The organism is Bacillus sp. NPDC057893, assembly GCF_042796455.1.
Taxonomy (GTDB): Bacteria; Bacillota; Bacilli; order Bacillales; family Bacillaceae_G; genus Bacillus_A.
This window is the reverse complement of the sequence record NZ_JBHVNG010000002.1, coordinates 1125774-1143314: the sequence shown is the minus strand read 5'-3', so window position 1 is coordinate 1143314 and position 17541 is coordinate 1125774. Positions and strand designations below refer to the sequence as shown.

At 34.2% G+C, this 17541-nt stretch carries 19 protein-coding genes; 6 read left to right on the top strand and 13 right to left on the bottom strand.

Annotation, left to right across the window (positions count from 1 at the left end; all coding sequences use genetic code 11):
- Positions 1-16: 16 nt before the first annotated feature.
- On the bottom strand, positions 17-601 hold the full coding sequence (locus ACFVQC_RS14630; RefSeq protein WP_377898565.1) for a GNAT family N-acetyltransferase: 585 nt from the start codon (positions 599-601) through the stop codon (positions 17-19).
- 84 nt (positions 602-685) lie between these two features.
- Positions 686-2149 (bottom strand): flavin monoamine oxidase family protein, encoded by a 1464-nt coding sequence (locus tag ACFVQC_RS14625; protein ID WP_002148587.1) that lies wholly within the window; start codon positions 2147-2149, stop codon positions 686-688.
- 181 nt (positions 2150-2330) lie between these two features.
- On the opposite strand from ACFVQC_RS14625, the gene ACFVQC_RS14620 reads away from it, so the two are divergent.
- Together ACFVQC_RS14620 and ACFVQC_RS14615 are read left to right on the top strand one after the other, a co-directional pair.
- Positions 2331-2522 (top strand): DUF3896 family protein, encoded by a 192-nt coding sequence (locus tag ACFVQC_RS14620; RefSeq protein WP_002148588.1) that lies wholly within the window; start codon positions 2331-2333, stop codon positions 2520-2522.
- Positions 2523-2626: 104 nt separating this feature from the next.
- A complete protein-coding gene (locus ACFVQC_RS14615) occupies positions 2627-3628 on the top strand; it encodes an LLM class flavin-dependent oxidoreductase (RefSeq protein ID WP_377898564.1) in 1002 nt (333 codons plus the stop codon).
- 52 nt (positions 3629-3680) lie between these two features.
- Here ACFVQC_RS14615 and ACFVQC_RS14610 read toward each other — a convergent pair whose 3' ends face one another.
- The 3 genes from ACFVQC_RS14610 to ACFVQC_RS14600 all read right to left on the bottom strand — a co-directional run bounded on the left by ACFVQC_RS14610 (position 3681) and on the right by ACFVQC_RS14600 (position 5895).
- Positions 3681-4622, bottom strand: coding sequence for an alpha/beta hydrolase (locus ACFVQC_RS14610; RefSeq protein ID WP_377898563.1), 942 nt, complete (start codon positions 4620-4622; stop codon positions 3681-3683).
- 255 nt (positions 4623-4877) lie between these two features.
- Positions 4878-5342 carry a DUF3939 domain-containing protein gene (locus ACFVQC_RS14605; protein ID WP_000488199.1) on the bottom strand — a complete coding sequence of 155 codons (465 nt, stop codon included), beginning with the start codon at positions 5340-5342 and terminating at the stop codon, positions 4878-4880.
- A 109-nt stretch (positions 5343-5451) separates the two neighbouring features.
- Positions 5452-5895: a Dps family protein gene (locus ACFVQC_RS14600; RefSeq protein ID WP_002118526.1), complete on the bottom strand. Its 444-nt coding sequence runs from the start codon at positions 5893-5895 to the stop codon at positions 5452-5454.
- 241 nt (positions 5896-6136) lie between these two features.
- Between ACFVQC_RS14600 and ACFVQC_RS14595 the strand changes: the two genes are divergently transcribed.
- Positions 6137-7177 carry a YkvI family membrane protein gene (locus tag ACFVQC_RS14595; protein ID WP_063226475.1) on the top strand — a complete coding sequence of 347 codons (1041 nt, stop codon included), beginning with the start codon at positions 6137-6139 and terminating at the stop codon, positions 7175-7177.
- A gap of 34 nt (positions 7178-7211) precedes the next feature.
- On the opposite strand, the gene ACFVQC_RS14590 is transcribed toward ACFVQC_RS14595, so the two are convergent.
- The 5 genes from ACFVQC_RS14590 to ACFVQC_RS14570 form a co-directional block, all read right to left on the bottom strand.
- A complete protein-coding gene (locus ACFVQC_RS14590; RefSeq protein ID WP_016094221.1) occupies positions 7212-7580 on the bottom strand; it encodes a DUF3979 family protein in 369 nt (122 codons plus the stop codon).
- A 268-nt stretch (positions 7581-7848) separates the two neighbouring features.
- Positions 7849-8154: a hypothetical protein gene (locus ACFVQC_RS14585; RefSeq protein ID WP_219918054.1), complete on the bottom strand. Its 306-nt coding sequence runs from the start codon at positions 8152-8154 to the stop codon at positions 7849-7851.
- Between the two features lie 165 nt (positions 8155-8319).
- Entirely contained in the window at positions 8320-10302 is a 1983-nt protein-coding gene (locus tag ACFVQC_RS14580) for a methyl-accepting chemotaxis protein (protein ID WP_377898562.1), read from the bottom strand.
- A 208-nt stretch (positions 10303-10510) separates the two neighbouring features.
- Positions 10511-11560, bottom strand: coding sequence for a ribosome small subunit-dependent GTPase A (rsgA, locus tag ACFVQC_RS14575; protein WP_377898561.1), 1050 nt, complete (start codon positions 11558-11560; stop codon positions 10511-10513).
- A gap of 184 nt (positions 11561-11744) precedes the next feature.
- A complete protein-coding gene (locus ACFVQC_RS14570) occupies positions 11745-12272 on the bottom strand; it encodes a DinB family protein (RefSeq protein WP_377898560.1) in 528 nt (175 codons plus the stop codon).
- A gap of 196 nt (positions 12273-12468) precedes the next feature.
- Between ACFVQC_RS14570 and ACFVQC_RS14565 the strand changes: the two genes are divergently transcribed.
- Both ACFVQC_RS14565 and ACFVQC_RS14560 read left to right on the top strand, forming a co-directional pair.
- Positions 12469-12816 carry a DUF4257 domain-containing protein gene (locus ACFVQC_RS14565; protein ID WP_377898559.1) on the top strand — a complete coding sequence of 116 codons (348 nt, stop codon included), beginning with the start codon at positions 12469-12471 and terminating at the stop codon, positions 12814-12816.
- Between the two features lie 84 nt (positions 12817-12900).
- Positions 12901-13125, top strand: coding sequence for a hypothetical protein (locus ACFVQC_RS14560; protein WP_375370675.1), 225 nt, complete (start codon positions 12901-12903; stop codon positions 13123-13125).
- Between the two features lie 215 nt (positions 13126-13340).
- On the opposite strand, the gene ACFVQC_RS14555 is transcribed toward ACFVQC_RS14560, so the two are convergent.
- Entirely contained in the window at positions 13341-14516 is a 1176-nt protein-coding gene (locus ACFVQC_RS14555) for an MFS transporter (RefSeq protein WP_377898558.1), read from the bottom strand.
- A gap of 49 nt (positions 14517-14565) precedes the next feature.
- Entirely contained in the window at positions 14566-15501 is a 936-nt protein-coding gene (locus ACFVQC_RS14550) for an aldo/keto reductase (protein WP_377894348.1), read from the bottom strand.
- A 107-nt stretch (positions 15502-15608) separates the two neighbouring features.
- On the opposite strand from ACFVQC_RS14550, the gene ACFVQC_RS14545 reads away from it, so the two are divergent.
- Positions 15609-15917, top strand: coding sequence for an ArsR/SmtB family transcription factor (locus ACFVQC_RS14545; protein ID WP_377894345.1), 309 nt, complete (start codon positions 15609-15611; stop codon positions 15915-15917).
- Between the two features lie 54 nt (positions 15918-15971).
- Here the strand turns inward: ACFVQC_RS14545 and ACFVQC_RS14540 are convergent.
- A protein-coding gene (locus ACFVQC_RS14540) for an IS1182-like element ISBth7 family transposase (RefSeq protein ID WP_377898557.1) occupies positions 15972-17413 on the bottom strand; the annotation gives its coding sequence in 2 pieces (ribosomal slippage) (positions 15972-16852 and positions 16852-17413; 1443 coding nt in all).
- Between the last annotated feature and the right edge of the window lie 128 nt (positions 17414-17541).

The window sequence follows — 17541 nt, the reverse complement described above, 5'->3', positions numbered from 1 at the left end:
AAGAAGAGCTGTTTCTTTACAGCTCTTCTTTTTCATATGTATTTCTCGTCATTGCAAATACACACATATCCCTTAATCCATTTCCATCTACCGCAACACTCGCACTTTCTAAAATCCCCTCTAATTTAAAACCTAATTTCTCAGGTATCGCTCTACTCTTCTTATTTAGAGAATCACAACGAATTTCTACGCGGTTTGCTTTCAGTTCAGAAAAAGCATAATCCGTTATACCTTTCGCAGCCTCTACCATATAGCCTTTTCCACTAAATCTCGAATCAATCCAATACCCGATTTCAAATTGAGGTATATCCCAATTAATACGATGTAATCCGCTAGAAGCAATAAATTCACCTGTCTCTTTCGAGAATACTAGCAACCTCAAATCTTCTCTTTGTAAAAATTGAATATGCGATTTTCTTATACTCTCTTCTATTTCTTCCTCTGTTTGCTCTTTTTGTGCAAAAACCATCCAAGGGTTTAATTCTTGTATTGAAGCTTGAATTGCGTCATATACAACTTTACCATCGCCTGGTTTCGGCATTCGAATAAAAAGCCTGTCAGTATAAAATTCAGAAGAAAAATCGAATAATAACGGATTCACTGTAAACACTCCCTATAATTCTTTTATATATAATAATATCCATCTCAAGTTATACGGTAAAGAAATTTCTGAATTTTAAACATTTTATTCATTTACTTCTATCGCTACACGAACTCCAGACTCAATCGCACCTTGAATCCATCCGTGATATAACGTTGTATGATCTCCAGCAAAGAATATTTTCCCCTCTGGCTTTACAATCACTGGTTGTAGCTCAGATTCTTGACCAGCTTGAAAAAGGGCAAATCCTCCAAGCGCATATGGATCCAATGTCCAACTTTTTGATATTCCAGACATGAATTCATCATATACTTGACCACCTAATATCGTTGCTAAGTTGTGCAATGTGTAATAAATACGATCACCCTTTGATAACCCATCCCATAACAACGCATCATAAGACCATGTATAGCTTCCTAACATCATAGCAGGTCCTTTCTCTCCAATTCCATGGCTTGGATAATAGGCGTAACGAATTGGCAAATCTGTTATAATTCTGCCACCTAATTGCCCTTGTTCTTCCCAAAATCGACTTTTAAATTGAATGCCTATTTTCGTCGCAGGCATATAATGCAATTCACGAATTGCTTTCCACTTTTCATGAGATATAGAATCAAATGGATCTACTTCCACAAAACGCATTGTCGAAAACGGAATTGTAACAATAACTAAATCCCCTGTAATACTACTATATTCAAAAGTTTCCTCATTTCGATAGAAAGCCGTCACACCGTTATCGTGTTGATGTAGCTTCATTAATTTTTGATTATAAATAATATTTTCTTCTAATTGCGGTAAAAAAGACTTTGGTAATCTATCGTTTCCACCTATTATTTCACAAAATCCGCTCTCCTCTTGCATAATGTATAAAAAACGTAACGTCTCAACGAATGACCTTTCTAAAAAACCTTCTAAATCTAACAGAACACCAATCATCTCAATCGTTACTGGCGAAAAATACGTATTATATTGATAAGGATGATACTTTAAAAATTGCCCTGTAGAATATTTCCCAAAATCCTTTACTACAATATCCCAATTTTTTTCTGGATTTCTTTTAATAAAATTTATAATTGGCTGTACCGCTAATAATAATAGGTCCTCCGACGTTTTCCCCTCTTCGTTCATTTCCACCGGATACTTTAAAATACTTGGGTCCTTTTCATATTGTTTCAACGTTGTTTTCCGACCATTTACGTATATAATATCAGTCTCATTCCTATTAATAAAAGGGCTCACCTGTAGCCCATACTTTCTTATATATGCCATCGTTAATTTGTGCGAATACGGAATTCTCATCGCTCCAACATCTAAATATAATCCGGTATCTTCCATCCTAACTGTCTCTATGCGGCCACCTACACGGTTGTTCGCTTCAAAAATCTTCACTTCATGCCCTGCTGCTTTTAATAAAGATGCCGAAACTAATCCAGCCATGCCTGCCCCTACTACAATAATTTGTTTCGGACGTGTCGTCTTCTTTAATCCATTATTTATAACTTTTAACGTTTCATCTACCTCAGTGTTATACATTATATCTTTCTGCACAATTCCACCCCTTACTTCATAAAATGGACATTAGTGGTTTAGTGCATTTTATTCATGAATCCCCTTAAACATAACACCATAGCAATTTGAAGATTCACTAAAAATACATATGGTGTAGCTCTCCCTCTTCTACATGCTTCATACAATAAATATATATATAGTAGAGAAAGGAAGGATACACATGAAACGTACTTACGACTATCATGCTACAAAAAAACATTTAGAATTAAAGAAAGAACAGCTTTGTAAAAAACTTACTAGCGTTAAACTAACTGAGGAAGAACGCAAGCAAATATATCTAGAAATTGATAACTACGAATATATTTTAAACTTAGTCGAAATGAATCATTATGAACGAGGGTTTTCTCGTTAAAAGCGGATATAAAATTATCCGCTTTTTTGTGTGAGCATTTCATTACGCATTTTTCATAAGTAAATATATAATAGGATGTACATTAAGATTGAGAGGTATATTCTATGATCAAATTAAGTGTATTAGACCAATCACCTATTTCAGATGGTAGCACAGCAGCCCAAGCTATTTCACATACAGTTACGCTTGCACAAGAAGTTGAAAAACTCGGATTCACACGTTTTTGGGTATCCGAGCACCATAATTCAGTTAGCTTAGCTGGTTCAAGTCCAGAAATACTCATTTCACATATTGCCGCGAAAACTGATCGTATTAGAGTTGGTTCTGGTGGTGTTATGCTGCCACATTATAGCCCATATAAAGTTGCCGAGAATTTCCGCGTTTTAGAAGCACTTTATCCAAACCGCATCGACCTTGGTGTCGGGAGAGCACCTGGTGGTATGCCGATAGCAACTCGCGCACTTCAAGAAGGTAAAATGGGCTCACTTGATCAATATCCAGAACAAATTGCAAATGTTGCTATGTACTTACATGATCAAGTACCAGAAAACCATCATTATGCAAACTTAAAGGCTACTCCAGTTATCACAACATCTCCTGAAATGTGGATGCTCGGTTCTAGCGGAGAAAGTGCAATGATTGCCGCAAAGCAAGGCGCTTCTTTTGCATTTGCACAATTCATTAACGGATACGGTGGCCCTGAAGTAATGAGGGCTTATCAAGAACAATTCCAACCTTCCTATTTAGGTGATAAACCAAAATCAATCGTATCTATTTTTGTTATTTGCGGAGAAACAAACGAAGAAGCAGAGAAGATAGCATCAAGCCTTGATTTATCGATTTTACTATTAGAACAAGGAAAACGGACTACTGGTACTCCTTCTATCGAAACTGCTCAAAATTATTCGTATAGTGCTTATGATCTATTCCGCATAAAAGAAAATCGTCAACGTATGATCGTCGGTGATCCGTCTTCTGTGAAAGAAAAAATATTAAACTTAAGCAAAGCGTATAATACTGACGAATTTATGATTGTCACGATTACTCATCAATTTGAAGATAAATTAAACTCTTATCGCCTATTGGCAGACGCTTTTAATTTATAATAACGAAAGGGAGATGCATCACATATGATGCATCTCCCTTTCTTACTACCAATCAATTGTTTTTGCTTCCTATATATTCAATAGCTTCTTTTAATAACTCATCAAAATTATGAGGATAATCATGATTTAAGTTAGGCACAACTTTATACTTATGTTCTATATTTTTATCCTTTAATAACTTTACAAATTGCTGTGTACATTCGAAACAATCTTCATCTTGATCCCCACATATTATATATCCTTTTATGCTTTTATCATGTAATATTCCAATCATTTCTTCCCATTCTTCCATTTCCGGGAGCCACGGTGCCACAAAAATAAAACCGTTCACTTCTATTTCACCTTGTAACATGGAATGTAACGCTACTCTTGCCCCAGCAGAAAAGCCACCAATAATAATATTTCCAAATGTTTTATTTACTTTAATCTTATTGTAATGTTCTTTTAACTCTTCTCTTCCTCTTTCGATACTATCCCAAACATATCCATCTGAAAATTGAATTTGGGAAGATTGAGGCAATGCCAGCATAAAACCTTGTTCCATTACAGAGTTCCAATATGGTTCTATTATTTGTATATTTTCTTGATCCCCATGCAGTGTTATTAGTAGATTTTCATTTTGTTTGCTGTATGTATATTTCACGTCTGCTTGTTCCGTTTTCTTTGCTAACTCTTCTCTTTCTTTACATAATTGAACCATTCTATGAAACTCTTCAAATTTATGTAGTGGTTTTAAATCATCATCGGAAATTAAATACTCACTTCCGTACCAGAATCCATTTTCTATAATTGCTTTCTTCATTAAATGCAACGCTTCTTCTTCAAGTCCTGCTGCACTTGCTAATGCATATTTAAAATTATATATTTGTGCTTCATTACCCATTACATCTTTAGCGTTATTCGTTATATAAGAATACGCTTCAAAACTTCCTTTATTTGCATAACAATGTAACGTTTCATTTAATAACTTAATATAAGTCATACTATTTTTCATATAGAAATTCCCCCGTAACCTTTTATAATAATTGCTTCTCCAATCTTCCTATCATTCTAGGGTCACGGTATACGTAGTTAAATTCTACAATTCAACTTAACAATACCTGATCCTCAGAATGATATTTAATAATTAATGTATGTATACGCATAATACACCACTCCTTCCTATCCACTAATTGTAGTATAAAGTTAAACAGACTGAAAAATCAGTATTTTAATAAAAAAAAAGACAACAATAATATTATTGTTGTTCTCATAACATCTGCCCACTATTCTTTTTTTTCTTATCTGGTTTACTTGAAACTAAATAATGCTTTTCTGAAATATATAAGTTTCTTTTTAATATACGATTTAAATATGGTCCTAGCTTCACTCCGCATATGAGGCGATCTTCGCTATCTTCAACAATTGGGAACATTTCTTTTTCTGTTACATATTGATCTACGGCCTTTTGTACGATATCAATTTCTTTAACTAGGTTTAAATTTTCTTCTGTATGTTCAAATACCTCAAGCGTTTCCTTCGTTATCAGAAAAAAATTTGTTGGAAATGCAGGTAAATATGGCTTTAACAAATCATAATTTACTGTGTAATCATCATTTACTAAGACTGTATAAACGATATTAGCATTCGTTTCTAGAAACTTAGCCATCGCTTGCTCTAATTCATCTTTCGTAATTTCTCTATCTTCTTTTCCAGTTCTGAAAAAGCGAAACATCGTATCGCCTCCTTTTTACTATATTATAGCATAAAAGAAAACTGAAAAATCACAAAAAACTCTATTGAAAGAATTTTTCGATAGAGTTTTTTAAAAAATCAATTTATGTTTATTTTAAGAATGCACTTAACATCCATACATGTTGTTCTAATGTCGTATGAATTGCTAATAGCATATCAGCTGACGTTTCATCACCAGCTTCATCAGCTACTTCCATACCTTCTTTTAATTCTTGAATAAGTGCAGAAAAATCGTTTACTAAAGTTTGTACCATTTCTTCTGCAGACTCTTTGCTTGTCCCTTCGATTACAGTTGAAGTTGCTAAATACTCTTTCATTGTCGCTAACGGTTTTCCTTCTAACGCTAAAATACGCTCTGCTAACTCATCAATGTACGTTCCTGCTTCATTATAAAACTCTTCAAATTTCTCATGTAATGTAAAGAAGTGTGGTCCTGTCACATACCAATGATAATTATGCAGTTTCACATATAATACATTCCAGTTTGCTACCTGCTTGTTTAATACTTCAACAACATTTGTTTTCGTACTCATACAATCCACTCCTCTTATCATTTTATAATTATTATCTTTTAATAACTTAATTACATTTTACCATACATTTCCTACTCTTCCGAATGAACAGCTTATATGTAACAAAGTTTTAACAACCTTAATATTTCCCTAATATCATATAATTCATGTATTCTTTCAACTACTTCACATGTCTAATTGTCCAAGCTCACACATATGCATAATAGTAAGTCAAGCTCATCATAGAAGAAAGAGGGATAACATGGACAATCAACAATGGCAAGTAGCAAAGAAAGTCGCTGCTACTTATATCGGAACGGTCGTTGGAGCTGGATTTGCTACTGGGCGAGAAATTGTTGAATTTTTTACAGTTAACGGATTGTACGGGACCATTGGCATATGTATAAGTGGATTTTTTTTTATTTGGCTCGGTACAAAGATGATGTTACTTTCATCACAAATCGGGGCATTTTCAGCGCAAGAATTTAACAAATATTTATTTGGGGATGTATTTGGAAATGTCGTAAATACTTTATTATTACTCGTATTATTTGGCGTAACTAGCGTTATGTTATCAGGAGCCGGTGCAGTATTTGAAGAGCAACTCCGCCTCCCGAGACAACTTGGTATTTTCATCACGGTCATCGCCTGTCTCATTATTGGGAGCCGGGGATTACAAGGTGTTTTTGAAGTAAATACGCTTGTCGTACCTATTATGATGATCTTTATTATCGGACTCGCTATTACAACCTTTTTCCATAGTACAACACCTATTAGTAATACTATTCCTGCAGAGAGCTGGAATATGAAGTGGATTACTAGCCCTATTACATATGTCGCTTTAAATCTTTCGCTCGCCCAAAGCGTTCTCGTCCCGTTAGCCAGTGAAGTAAAAGATCGAAAAGCCATTTTGTGGGGTGGAATTTTAGGTGGTGCAGGACTTTCTTTAATTTTATTATGCAGCCATTTAGCTATCTTATCAGTCGACCAATTTTATCAATACAATATCCCAATGGCTGAAGTCATAAGAAGATTTAATGCAACTTTTCACTTTTTCTTTGTTCTTATTATTTTCGGTGAAGTGTTCACAACTTTAGTTGGTAATGTGTTCGGAATGACAAAACAAATGCAATCCATTACCGGATGGAAAAGTAATAACATTATTTACTTCATATTACTAATTAGTTATTGCTTTAGTTTCATCGGATATAGTGAATTACTTCATATTCTATACCCTATTATCGGTTGGGTGAGCATCATTTTACTACCGATTATTGCCTTTAAACAACTTCAAAAAACATGAAAAAACATCCGTGTATACGGATGTTTTTTCATGTTCATTCACAGTCTTCACATACTTCCCAGTACGGCCCCATTTCTACTGCAAGGTATGGCTTTAATTGCAAACGAATCATTCGACTTGGCATGCGTTCTAATACGAATTGAATGCCTTCTTCCTCTTCATCTAACTCAACTTTTGAAATAGCAATTCTTTGCATAGTAGTAATGGGGCTTCCATCTTTATATAAAGTGATTTTCACCTCATCATACTCATTAAAATACAATTCAACATTCATTTGCTTTTTTAACATTTCATCAACAATTTCATATTTATCATTTTGTTCCTGGATTATATATTTCCAGCCGCCTCTATCCAATTCTATCGGAGCAGCTTGGAATAATGTCATCAAATCCTCGTATAGCATAAGATAACCCCTCTCTTACTAAAAAACGATGAGTATTTTATATACCCTTTATCTCTATCACTATCCATGTTTATTGTACCATATATCACGAATCCTACCGCATTGATTTGCTTTATAAACGCATACAAAACCTATAGTATTTTCAGTTCACTCTCTATTCACTAGTATGTTCCCTTACTGATAACTTATCACTTTCCTTATTTCCTACACACTACTTACAACTCTTAAAAAAAACAACAAAAAAGAAGAGTAATTTATATCACTCTCCTCATAAGATTTTCCCTGTAGCTGCTAATGCTAATACTAGAATTAAACTTGCAAATAATAATGATACAATTAAACTAAAAATCGGTAATATTTTCTTTTCATTCTTCTTAGATAATAACCTTAAACAAAGAATGATATTTAATGGGACAAATATCAAATAAAGATATTTAACGACTTGTAATGAACTATTTGAAAGTGTTTTAAATACAAACACTTCAATTAAAAAAACAACAAAGAATAAAATACTTAACCAAAACGAGACATAGCTAAGCCAAGAATGTCTTTTCGTTCCCCAATACACTCCCATACCGATCTCCTTTAAACGTAGTCTATATTAGATTAATTATACATCAGCTTTACAAATCCCTCTATTTTTCGACAAACATTACATACATTGAACCTCTAATCCGTTTATCAGCTAAAAGACTGTCTTAAAATAGCACTAATGCTATTTTAAGACAGCCTCTCCTTTTTATACTTTAAATCTTTCAATTAACCCTTGCAATTCTTCAGCCATTTGAGATAATGTACCAGCTGCAGAACCAATTTCCTCCATGGAAGCTAGCTGTTCCTCAGCTGATGCTGCAACACTTTGTGTGCTCGTCGCATTATTTTGTGCCGTCATAGCAATTTGACCAACCGAAATAGATACTTCATTTGCACCTTTTGACATTCCATTAGCTGTTTCAACCATCGTTTTAATTTGATCAACAATTTCATTTGTAGATTGTAAAATCTCAGCAAAATTTTGTTTCGTTTCATTTGCGATAACAAGTCCAGATTGAACTTCTTCATTTACATTATTCATAGATTTTACTGTCTTACTCATATCATCTTGTATTTCAGAAATTAATTTACTAATTTCACTCGATGATACGCTAGATTGTTCTGCTAATTTTCGTACTTCATCAGCAACAATTGCAAAGCCTCTTCCATGCTCACCAGCTCTTGCAGCCTCAATTGCTGCATTTAATGCTAGCAGGTTTGTCTGATCTGCAATATTTTGAATTACTTCTAAAATATCACCAATTTGCTTTGATTTGTTATTTAATAACTGAATAACTGCATCTGATTGCGAAACAGATGCCGCAATAGACTGCATTTGATTTACTGTTTTTCCTACTAGTTTTCCGCCATCTTCCGCTTTTTCACGTGTATGAGCAGAAGCAGAATTAATAGAGGATGAACTATTTGCTACGTGCTGAATCCCTTCTGTTACATCAAACAGTAACATGGCACCATTTTCAACACTTGATGTTTGCGTCGTTGCCCCGCCCGATATTTCATCCATTGCCATTGTAATTTGTTCAGTCGCTTCACTCGCTTGTCTTACACTCGCAGTTAGCTCTTCTGATGCCGCTGCAACATGCCCGGCCGAATCATTAATTCTTCCAATTAACGTTCGTAGTGAATCTGTCATCTCATTAAAACCTTTTGCAAGTTGACCAATTTCATCGTTTGAATGAATTTCAATTGTTTGCGTTAAATCTCCTTCACTTATTTTTTTAGAAGTGGCAACTAATCTCTTTAAAGGTTTTGTAATAGAAAGCGTTACGAGATAAATAAGTGCTCCTCCTATAACTAGTGAAATAAGCATAACAATTAACATATTATAAAATACAGGCTGAGCAGCTTCAATTACTTCATTTGAGTACATCGTTCCACCGATTTTCCATCCTGTTTTTAAGTTTGTAGCAAATACCATTTTCTTTTCACTACCGTCATACGTGTATGAAAAAGTGCCCTGATTATCTTCGTAAATTTTCTTTGCCCAAGAATCAGCTGCTTTATCTCCTGGTTTTTCTTGAGGATGCGCAATTATTTTTTGTTTTCCATCTAAAATGAATGTATATCCTTTTTTACCAATATTGATTAGCTTTGTTGTTTTCAATAAATTCTCTAAACTTAAATCTACCGCAACAACGCCATTTTTATCTTCTGTTTGTTTCGCAATCGTTACGACAATATGTCCATTTCCTTTCGCCTTATACGGTTCAGTGACCACGATTCCACCTTGTTTACTCACTGCATCTTTATACCAAGAGCGGGTTGTTGGATCATAATCTGCTGCCATTTGTATATTTGGTTCTTGCACAAACTTCTTATCATTGCCGGCAACATATACTTGTTCAATATCTTTATTTAAATTAATATATTGAGATAACACCTTTCTTAATTCATCTTGATTATCTCCTTGATACATATCACTATGAATCACTCGTGCAAAGTTATTTACTTCGTTAAATTTCGCCTCAATCATTTGATTGATTAAATTATCTAATATTTTTATATTATCGTGAGCACTACTCGTAATTTGTGATTCAAAATTCTTTTTAGCCGTTTGATAAGACATGCCTCCAATAATAGAGACAGCTGCAATTAAAATTACCAAAAATGAAATTAATAGCTTTTTTGCTACTTTTATATCTCGAAACCACCTTAACAGTTTACTCATTATAAACCTCCTACATTTAAATATTAAGTTTTAAAGATAAATAACCAATTATGAATATATCCCATTCCCTATCCTCTATTTTTACAATTCGTTTTTAATAAACACCTTGTAAAGTTTAAACAAATATTTCCCCTTTGTCTATATATATGAATAATATTATTATAAAATTTACAAATACAAAAAACCAAAGGAATAGTCCTTTGGTTTTTTACATCTTTTTATCTTGCTTAGAAATCTTCTTCCACTTATCACGCTCAGCTCTTGCCAGAATAGCATCTTGTTTTCTCATAAAATACGCCAATTCTCTTTGCAATTTTTTATAGCTTTGCAAACGATTTATCGTCGTTAGCCCGTTATCAATTGCTTTATGCACTGCGCATCCTGGTTCATTCTCATGTTTACAATCTCGGAAGCGGCATGTTTTTGCAAGTTCTTCAATATCAGAAAATGTTGTTTGAATTGCATTGCTTCCTTCCCAAATCTGCAACTCCCTCATGCCAGGAGTATCAATGACTAAGCCCCCACTCGGTAGTTGGAACAGCTCACGATGAGTTGTCGTATGCCGCCCTTTACTATCTTCCTCACGTATATCTCCCGTTTTCGCTATCTCAATTCCTACGAGTGCATTTAACAAAGTAGATTTTCCAACCCCCGATGAGCCGACTAAAGCAATTGTTTTTCCTGAAGCAACAAATTGTTGTAACGAGTCAATACCTGTATGCTCTAAACTATCGACGACGAAGATCGGAACACCAATTGCAACAGCTTCCGTTTCTACGATTTTTTGTTCCACATCTTCACATAAACTACTTTTTGTTAAAACAATAACAGGCATTGCACCACTTTCATACGCTAATAGTAAATAACGCTCCAGCCTTCTTACGTTAAAATCATGGTTAAGTGCATTCACTAAAAATAAATAATCTACATTTGCTGCAATAATTTGTTCTTCAGTTCTATTACCAGCTTCTTGTCTTGAAAAAGAACTTCTTCTCGAAAAAATACGATGAATGATTGCCTTTTGCTCATTTTCTATTTTCTTTATATACACCCAATCACCAACCGCTGGATAATCTCCTCTCGTTACCGCTTCATGCCGAAACTTCCCAGACAGTTCTGCCATATATTCACCGTCATTACAAATAATCCGATATATATGCTTATGTTCAAGTAAAATACGTCCTACTTCATAGTTCTCAACAGCTTGTTCTTCAAAAAAAGAATCCCAGCCGAACGATTCTAAAATATTTTGATTCAAATTGATATCCTCCCTAGTTTATAATCTAAGTGGAAGGATAGTGCGCTCACTTATATAGTATCGCCCTTTCCATCCACCTTTGTATTTGGTTTATTATTCATATAAGTTAATTTCGCCATAATACATCACCCCGTTCTAATTTTAATTACTCTCATTATATGGAATATCCCGTTAAAAAGCTACTTTATTTAACGTAATTTTCAAATAACTTATTTTTCAGCATTTTAATTTGTCCGCGATGACTAATTTCATCTTCTAGCACGTGAAACCAAAGGTAGTGCTGATTATATGCTACACCATTAGGCCACTTTCTTTCTGACATTAGCCATTCATCATCCCGTTGTCTCAAATACTCTAATGTTTCTTCTCTAACTTTCTGTAAAAGTTGTACATAATACTGTATTTCATAACCACGGATAGATCTCCCCGCTTCCCCTAAATACAGTGCATCTTCCCATACTTCTAATTCTTCTTTTGTAAAATCACGATTTTGAAAAGAAATAAGCTGATGGACTTTTTCTATAGCCGCTATATGCTTTAGTAAAGCACCAATTGAATTCTCACCACTCGGCATTATTAAATCCAATTGCTCCACTGCTAAATCCTCTATTTCCTTTAATGTTACTGCCCGCGTATGCTCCATCATACTTACAAGTTCCCCTATATTTTTTGTATAACCATCTACACTTCTTATTCGATAATCTATATACATTTCACGCACCCCTTTCTGAATTCATATTAATGAAAAAAGGCTTCATATAATAGACTGAAATATATCAGATTTTTCTGTTATAATTAAACTGAACAAGCAAATAGCCAGAACAAACTTTCTCAATATGCTTATATAAAATTAAAAAAGGAATATATATTTAGTAAACGAATCTTATTCACTAAAAGGAGTGGATTCGATGGAATTGTATCAATGGCTAACTGCTGTTCTAGTTGGTGGCGTTACTGGATTCGTTTCCCATCTGATCAATAACCAAGGTAAGTTATTGCTTCCACGCCGTTTAAAAACGTTTTTCCACTTTGGGTTTTTAACCGATATATTTACCGGTAGCCTAGCTGCACTTCTTGGACTTGTTTTATTCGATGTCACCTTAATTAAAGAAATTATAAAAGTATCTATTGTAACCGCTATTTCAGGCCAAACATTTTTACTTCATCAAGCTCTAGGTGGTGAACAGGCTAAAAATTCACAAATTGGGAAAGCTGATGAAAAAATTCAAGAACTTGACAAATTATTACGACGTTAATCTATACTTTCTTTAAAAATTATTGTTATAATGAAAAATAAATATTTTCTATTGCGTCGTTTGTCAGAAGAAAGGGTGTTTCGTATGACAAAAAAGAAAATAGAAGATTTCTTAACAAACTCCGAAAAAGAGGAACTGCTAGAAAACTATAAATGTTTACGAGAAGCCCGCACAAAAAGCGAAGCTAACTATTTTGGTGAGGCAGTAGACCATCTATTAAATAAAGTAAAAAAACGAGTTATTGAAGAAGCTGGAATACATGATGAAAACGCAGCAACTGTTCAATCAAAAAGAAAAGCACTGTTTTAGTAAATTAGCTAAAACAGTGCTTGTAAATTAGCTAAAACAGTGCTTTTTATTACGGTATTTTTCACATTACTTTCACATCTACTTCACAAATATAAGTAGTCCTATATGTTAAACTAAGTATATCCTTTTCCAAGGAACTATATGCCGATATATAAATCCCTATCTCTTTAGGGATTTTTTATTTTTTGGATTTCCCCGATTTATTTTTAAAGGCTTTATGATGCAATTCCTGTTTCACTATCTTCATTAAGCTTTTCACTTTTTCTAAACAAAAATAAAGCTCCTATATATAGTAACGCAGTAAAACTACCTACAAGTATAAATTTATGAGATGCTGCAAATAACATTCCTGCTATTGCCGCTCCAATCATTTGGCCAATATACATAGAAGCATTAGCAAGAGCGGCTCCTGTTCCTCTTGCTATACTAGACATATTTTGTAAGCGCCCCATCATCAATACAAACAAAATTCCTGTCACAAAAAATAAAACAAAGAAAAATAACTCTACAAATATAATGTTCTTTAAATGAGGAAGTATGACATATAGCACTGCTGTAAATACAATTCCACCATAGAAAGAAAGGTTATAACCAATTTTATTTACGATTCTCGGCCCAAAAATGTTACCGGTTAAATTTCCTAATCCTAATACGAGCATAGCTGTACCTACTTCATGAACTTGTAAGCCAAATTGACTGGAAAGCCACACACCAAAGAATGAAAATGCTGCAAAATTACCAGTTTGAAAAACAAAATATGCAAAATAAGAAAGTGAAACCTTTGAATCTCTAAGTAATTGCTTATAGCGCTTTAATATATTTTTTTCATTTCCACCTATTTGAACTGGTTGTATTTCTGGTAATGTAACATAAATAAGAACGACAAGTAGTGCTGATAATATACCAATGACGAAGAATGGTGTTGTATAATGTATCGTTGCTAAATATGCTCCAATTGGCAGTCCTAAAATTTGGGAGATTGATAACCCTGCTGTTGCAATTCCAATTGCTTTTACAATTTGCTTCTTCTCTATAAGGAGCGGAATAGATGCCCATACTTGTGGAGATACAAAAGCTGCACTTACACCTGCTAAAAATCTAAATGTTAGCATCCATAAAAAACTCGGTGCCATTCCACACAAAAATGTACTTAATGCAAAAAAACTCATTCCTAATACCATCACTTTTTTTCTGTTTAAGCCATCTGATATAGGACCAGCGATAAGCGCAAATCCAGCGTATCCTAAAGCATATGAACTCACCATCCATCCTGATAATTCAGTTGATACATGATACACCTGTTGTAATGTTGGCAAAAGTGGTGAAATTAAGAAAGTATCTGTACCAATCATAAACATTATCGTAAAGAATACAGCTAGCACTCTTTTCATTTAAACCTTCTCCTTTTATATAAAAAGAGGGCACTGTCCCTCTTTTCAACTAATCTTCTAATATAGATCCAATCTCTTTCATAACCTTTTCATTCAATGAAACATCCACTGCTCTTACACTTTCTCTTATTTGCTCCGCTCGCTTCCCGCCAGGAATAACAGTATCAATTCCTTTTTTGTTTAATAACCACGCTAAAGCTAAATTCGATACTTCGAGATTCTTTTCTTTAGCTAAGCCTTTTAACTTCTCAACTTTCTTAAAGTTACTCTTATATGTATTTTCTTCAAATAGATTTACACTTTGACGCCAATCCCCTTCACTCAATTTGAAATCTTCTGTATATTTTCCGCCTAGTATCCCAAAAGCAAGAGGCCCGTACGGAATAAATGAAATACCTGATTCTATACAATATGGCAAAAGTTCTTCCCCAGCAGCACGATCCAATATATTATACGGTGATTGTACAACATCTATATGTCCGTGCTGATTCGCTTCTTTTAATTGCTTTACATTAACGTTAGATATTCCAATTGAACGAATTTTCCCTTCTTCTTTTAGGCGAGTAAGCTCTCCAATTGAATCTATGTAACTTGTTTCAGAATTTGTAAAATGTAAATAATATAAATCAATATAATCAGTTTGTAATCTTCTTAAGCTATTTTCCACAGCATTTCTTAAATAGCTTGGTTCATTATTAATATAAACCTCTCCATTTAATAACGGCTGTATTCCACCTTTTGTAGCAAGTACAACTTCGTGGCGTTTTCCTTTCAATACTTCCCCTACCAATTCCTCTGATCTACCGAAACCGTATGAATCTGCTGTATCAAAAAATGTAATCCCTTGCTGGATCGCTTCTTCTATTAATCGTTTTCCTTCTTCCTCATTCACATCAGCATATAAATTATGTCCCCCTACAGCGTTTGTCCCTAACCCTAACTTTGAAATATTTAGTCCTGCCTTTTGCAATTTTGTATACTTCATTTTTTCTCCCCCTATATTTCCATTGTTCGAATATAGTCGAACAATAGAAATATAGCACTTTATATGCTATAGTGCAACTAGAACAACTTATACAAGTAGGTGAAATAATGCGAACACTATACCATCCGAACCGAGAAGAAATTCAATTCTCTTCAGTCTTATATGCACTTAGCGATCAAATTCGTTTACAAATTGTAAATATGTTACTTGAGAAAAATGAACAATCTTGTGGCGCGTTAAACATCCCTATCGCGAAATCAACTTTATCTCATCATTTCAAGGTTTTACGTGAATCAGGTGTTATGTATACACGCCTTGAAGGAACACAACGTTTCATTTCAATTCGTGAAGAAGATTTAAATACTAGATTCCCTGGTTTATTAGATGTTGTAATACATGCGACAGAACCATACTAAAAAACATCTCATATAAATATGAGATGTTTTTTAGTCAGAGTGTTGGGAAACCCTTTAGGGTTCCCAACACTCTGAAATCTTTTTGATTTTAGCGAATGAAAACAACATAAAATAATAGAATTTAGAAAAATAGCCCTCCACCAGACCCTTTTTGGTCAGATGGAGGGCTATTTTTTTCATATTTTGACAAGCTGCGGTGAGATAAGCCTGCATTTGGACAGACTTCAGCCCCCGAAACCGAGCATATCGATAGCCATGTAGTTCTTTGGCGTCCGCAAAGCTTCGCTCTATAGTTGAACAGCGTACTTTATACAACTTTTTCCCTGTAGCTGTTAGCTTGTTTTTTCTAGCGATATCTTTATATTTCTCCCATATATGATGAGTGATAACTTTTTGTTTTTGTTTCTTTGAAAAGCACACCTCACGTAGCGGACAAACAGCGCAGTCTTCTGGATTCGATTTATATTGACGATATCCTTCGCGATCCGTTGTCGCATACTCTAAAATACATCCCATCGGACAAGCAAATGCATTCATTTCTTCTACATATTTAAATTGGCTTTTCGGTACTTCTTTATTTCGCTTTCCAAATCGGCGATACCCCATCACCATAAATATATTTCTTTCTGATAATTTCTTACAGATATAACCTGTAAAATAGCCTGCATCAAGAGCTACAGCTTCCACTTTAAATCCGAATTTATCAATTTGAGCTTGTAGACGTGCTAAATACGGCTCGGAATCTACCATATTTCCAGCCGTTACATAAGTATCTGTAATAATATTGTACTTCGCATCAGTCGTACGATGGTCTAAGAAATGAAAACCGTTCGGTTTTCCCTCTCTCATTAAAAATCCACTATCTGGATCCGTAGTACTTATACGAGTTTTTTTAGTAGGGGTATCACTTTCCTTTCTGGGTTTTAATTCTTTTTTCCGTGTACCTCACGATCTTCGATTACCGCAGCTTCTAGTTCATCTATATAAAACTTTGCCTTTTCTTTTTTATATTTATGTACAAATTTATTTTTATTAGCATTGGCCTTAATATGTGTAGAATCTGTCATCAGCGCACGTCCTCCCACCATCCGGTGCTCTGTCGCTTGCCTCACAATCTCATCAAAAATTTCTTCGAAAATATTTGTATGAATAAAACGGGTACGACGATTCCAACTGATTGTAGAATGATCTGGAATAGTATCTGATAGAGAAAACCCTAAAAACCAACGGTAGGCGATATTCGTTTTAATCTCCTTTTCCAATTGACGCTCAGAACGAATACCATAAAAATATCCAATAAACATCATTTTAAATAAAACGATAGGATGGATTGACGGACGTCCATTGTTTTCACAGTAATAAGGGCGTAACTTCTCCTCAATAAAATCAAAACTAATTGTCGCTTCAATTGCACGAAGGAAATGATCTTGTGGAACTAACTCTTCTACAGAAACAGATACACGTTCATCACGATGATTTTTTAAAGCACCCATCATAAGAAATCTCTCCTTTTCCTCTTTTTTATCAGTGTTGACACATAAAAGAGGTTCAGACACAAAAACAGGCTGTGGAGAAGACTTTCTCCACAGCCTGACTAAAAAACATCTCATATAAATATGAGATG

Coding starts and splice junctions, on each gene's coding strand:
- ACFVQC_RS14620 (WP_002148588.1), top strand. CDS start 2,331: ATGAAACGTACTTACGACTATCATGCTACAAAAAAACATTTAGAATTA.
- ACFVQC_RS14615 (WP_377898564.1), top strand. CDS start 2,627: ATGATCAAATTAAGTGTATTAGACCAATCACCTATTTCAGATGGTAGC.
- ACFVQC_RS14610 (WP_377898563.1), bottom strand. CDS start 4,622: ATGAAAAATAGTATGACTTATATTAAGTTATTAAATGAAACGTTACAT.
- ACFVQC_RS14605 (WP_000488199.1), bottom strand. CDS start 5,342: ATGTTTCGCTTTTTCAGAACTGGAAAAGAAGATAGAGAAATTACGAAA.
- ACFVQC_RS14600 (WP_002118526.1), bottom strand. CDS start 5,895: ATGAGTACGAAAACAAATGTTGTTGAAGTATTAAACAAGCAGGTAGCA.
- ACFVQC_RS14595 (WP_063226475.1), top strand. CDS start 6,137: ATGGACAATCAACAATGGCAAGTAGCAAAGAAAGTCGCTGCTACTTAT.
- ACFVQC_RS14590 (WP_016094221.1), bottom strand. CDS start 7,580: ATGCTATACGAGGATTTGATGACATTATTCCAAGCTGCTCCGATAGAA.
- ACFVQC_RS14585 (WP_219918054.1), bottom strand. CDS start 8,154: ATGGGAGTGTATTGGGGAACGAAAAGACATTCTTGGCTTAGCTATGTC.
- ACFVQC_RS14580 (WP_377898562.1), bottom strand. CDS start 10,302: ATGAGTAAACTGTTAAGGTGGTTTCGAGATATAAAAGTAGCAAAAAAG.
- ACFVQC_RS14570 (WP_377898560.1), bottom strand. CDS start 12,272: ATGTATATAGATTATCGAATAAGAAGTGTAGATGGTTATACAAAAAAT.
- ACFVQC_RS14565 (WP_377898559.1), top strand. CDS start 12,469: ATGGAATTGTATCAATGGCTAACTGCTGTTCTAGTTGGTGGCGTTACT.
- ACFVQC_RS14560 (WP_375370675.1), top strand. CDS start 12,901: ATGACAAAAAAGAAAATAGAAGATTTCTTAACAAACTCCGAAAAAGAG.
- ACFVQC_RS14555 (WP_377898558.1), bottom strand. CDS start 14,516: ATGAAAAGAGTGCTAGCTGTATTCTTTACGATAATGTTTATGATTGGT.
- ACFVQC_RS14550 (WP_377894348.1), bottom strand. CDS start 15,501: ATGAAGTATACAAAATTGCAAAAGGCAGGACTAAATATTTCAAAGTTA.
- ACFVQC_RS14545 (WP_377894345.1), top strand. CDS start 15,609: ATGCGAACACTATACCATCCGAACCGAGAAGAAATTCAATTCTCTTCA.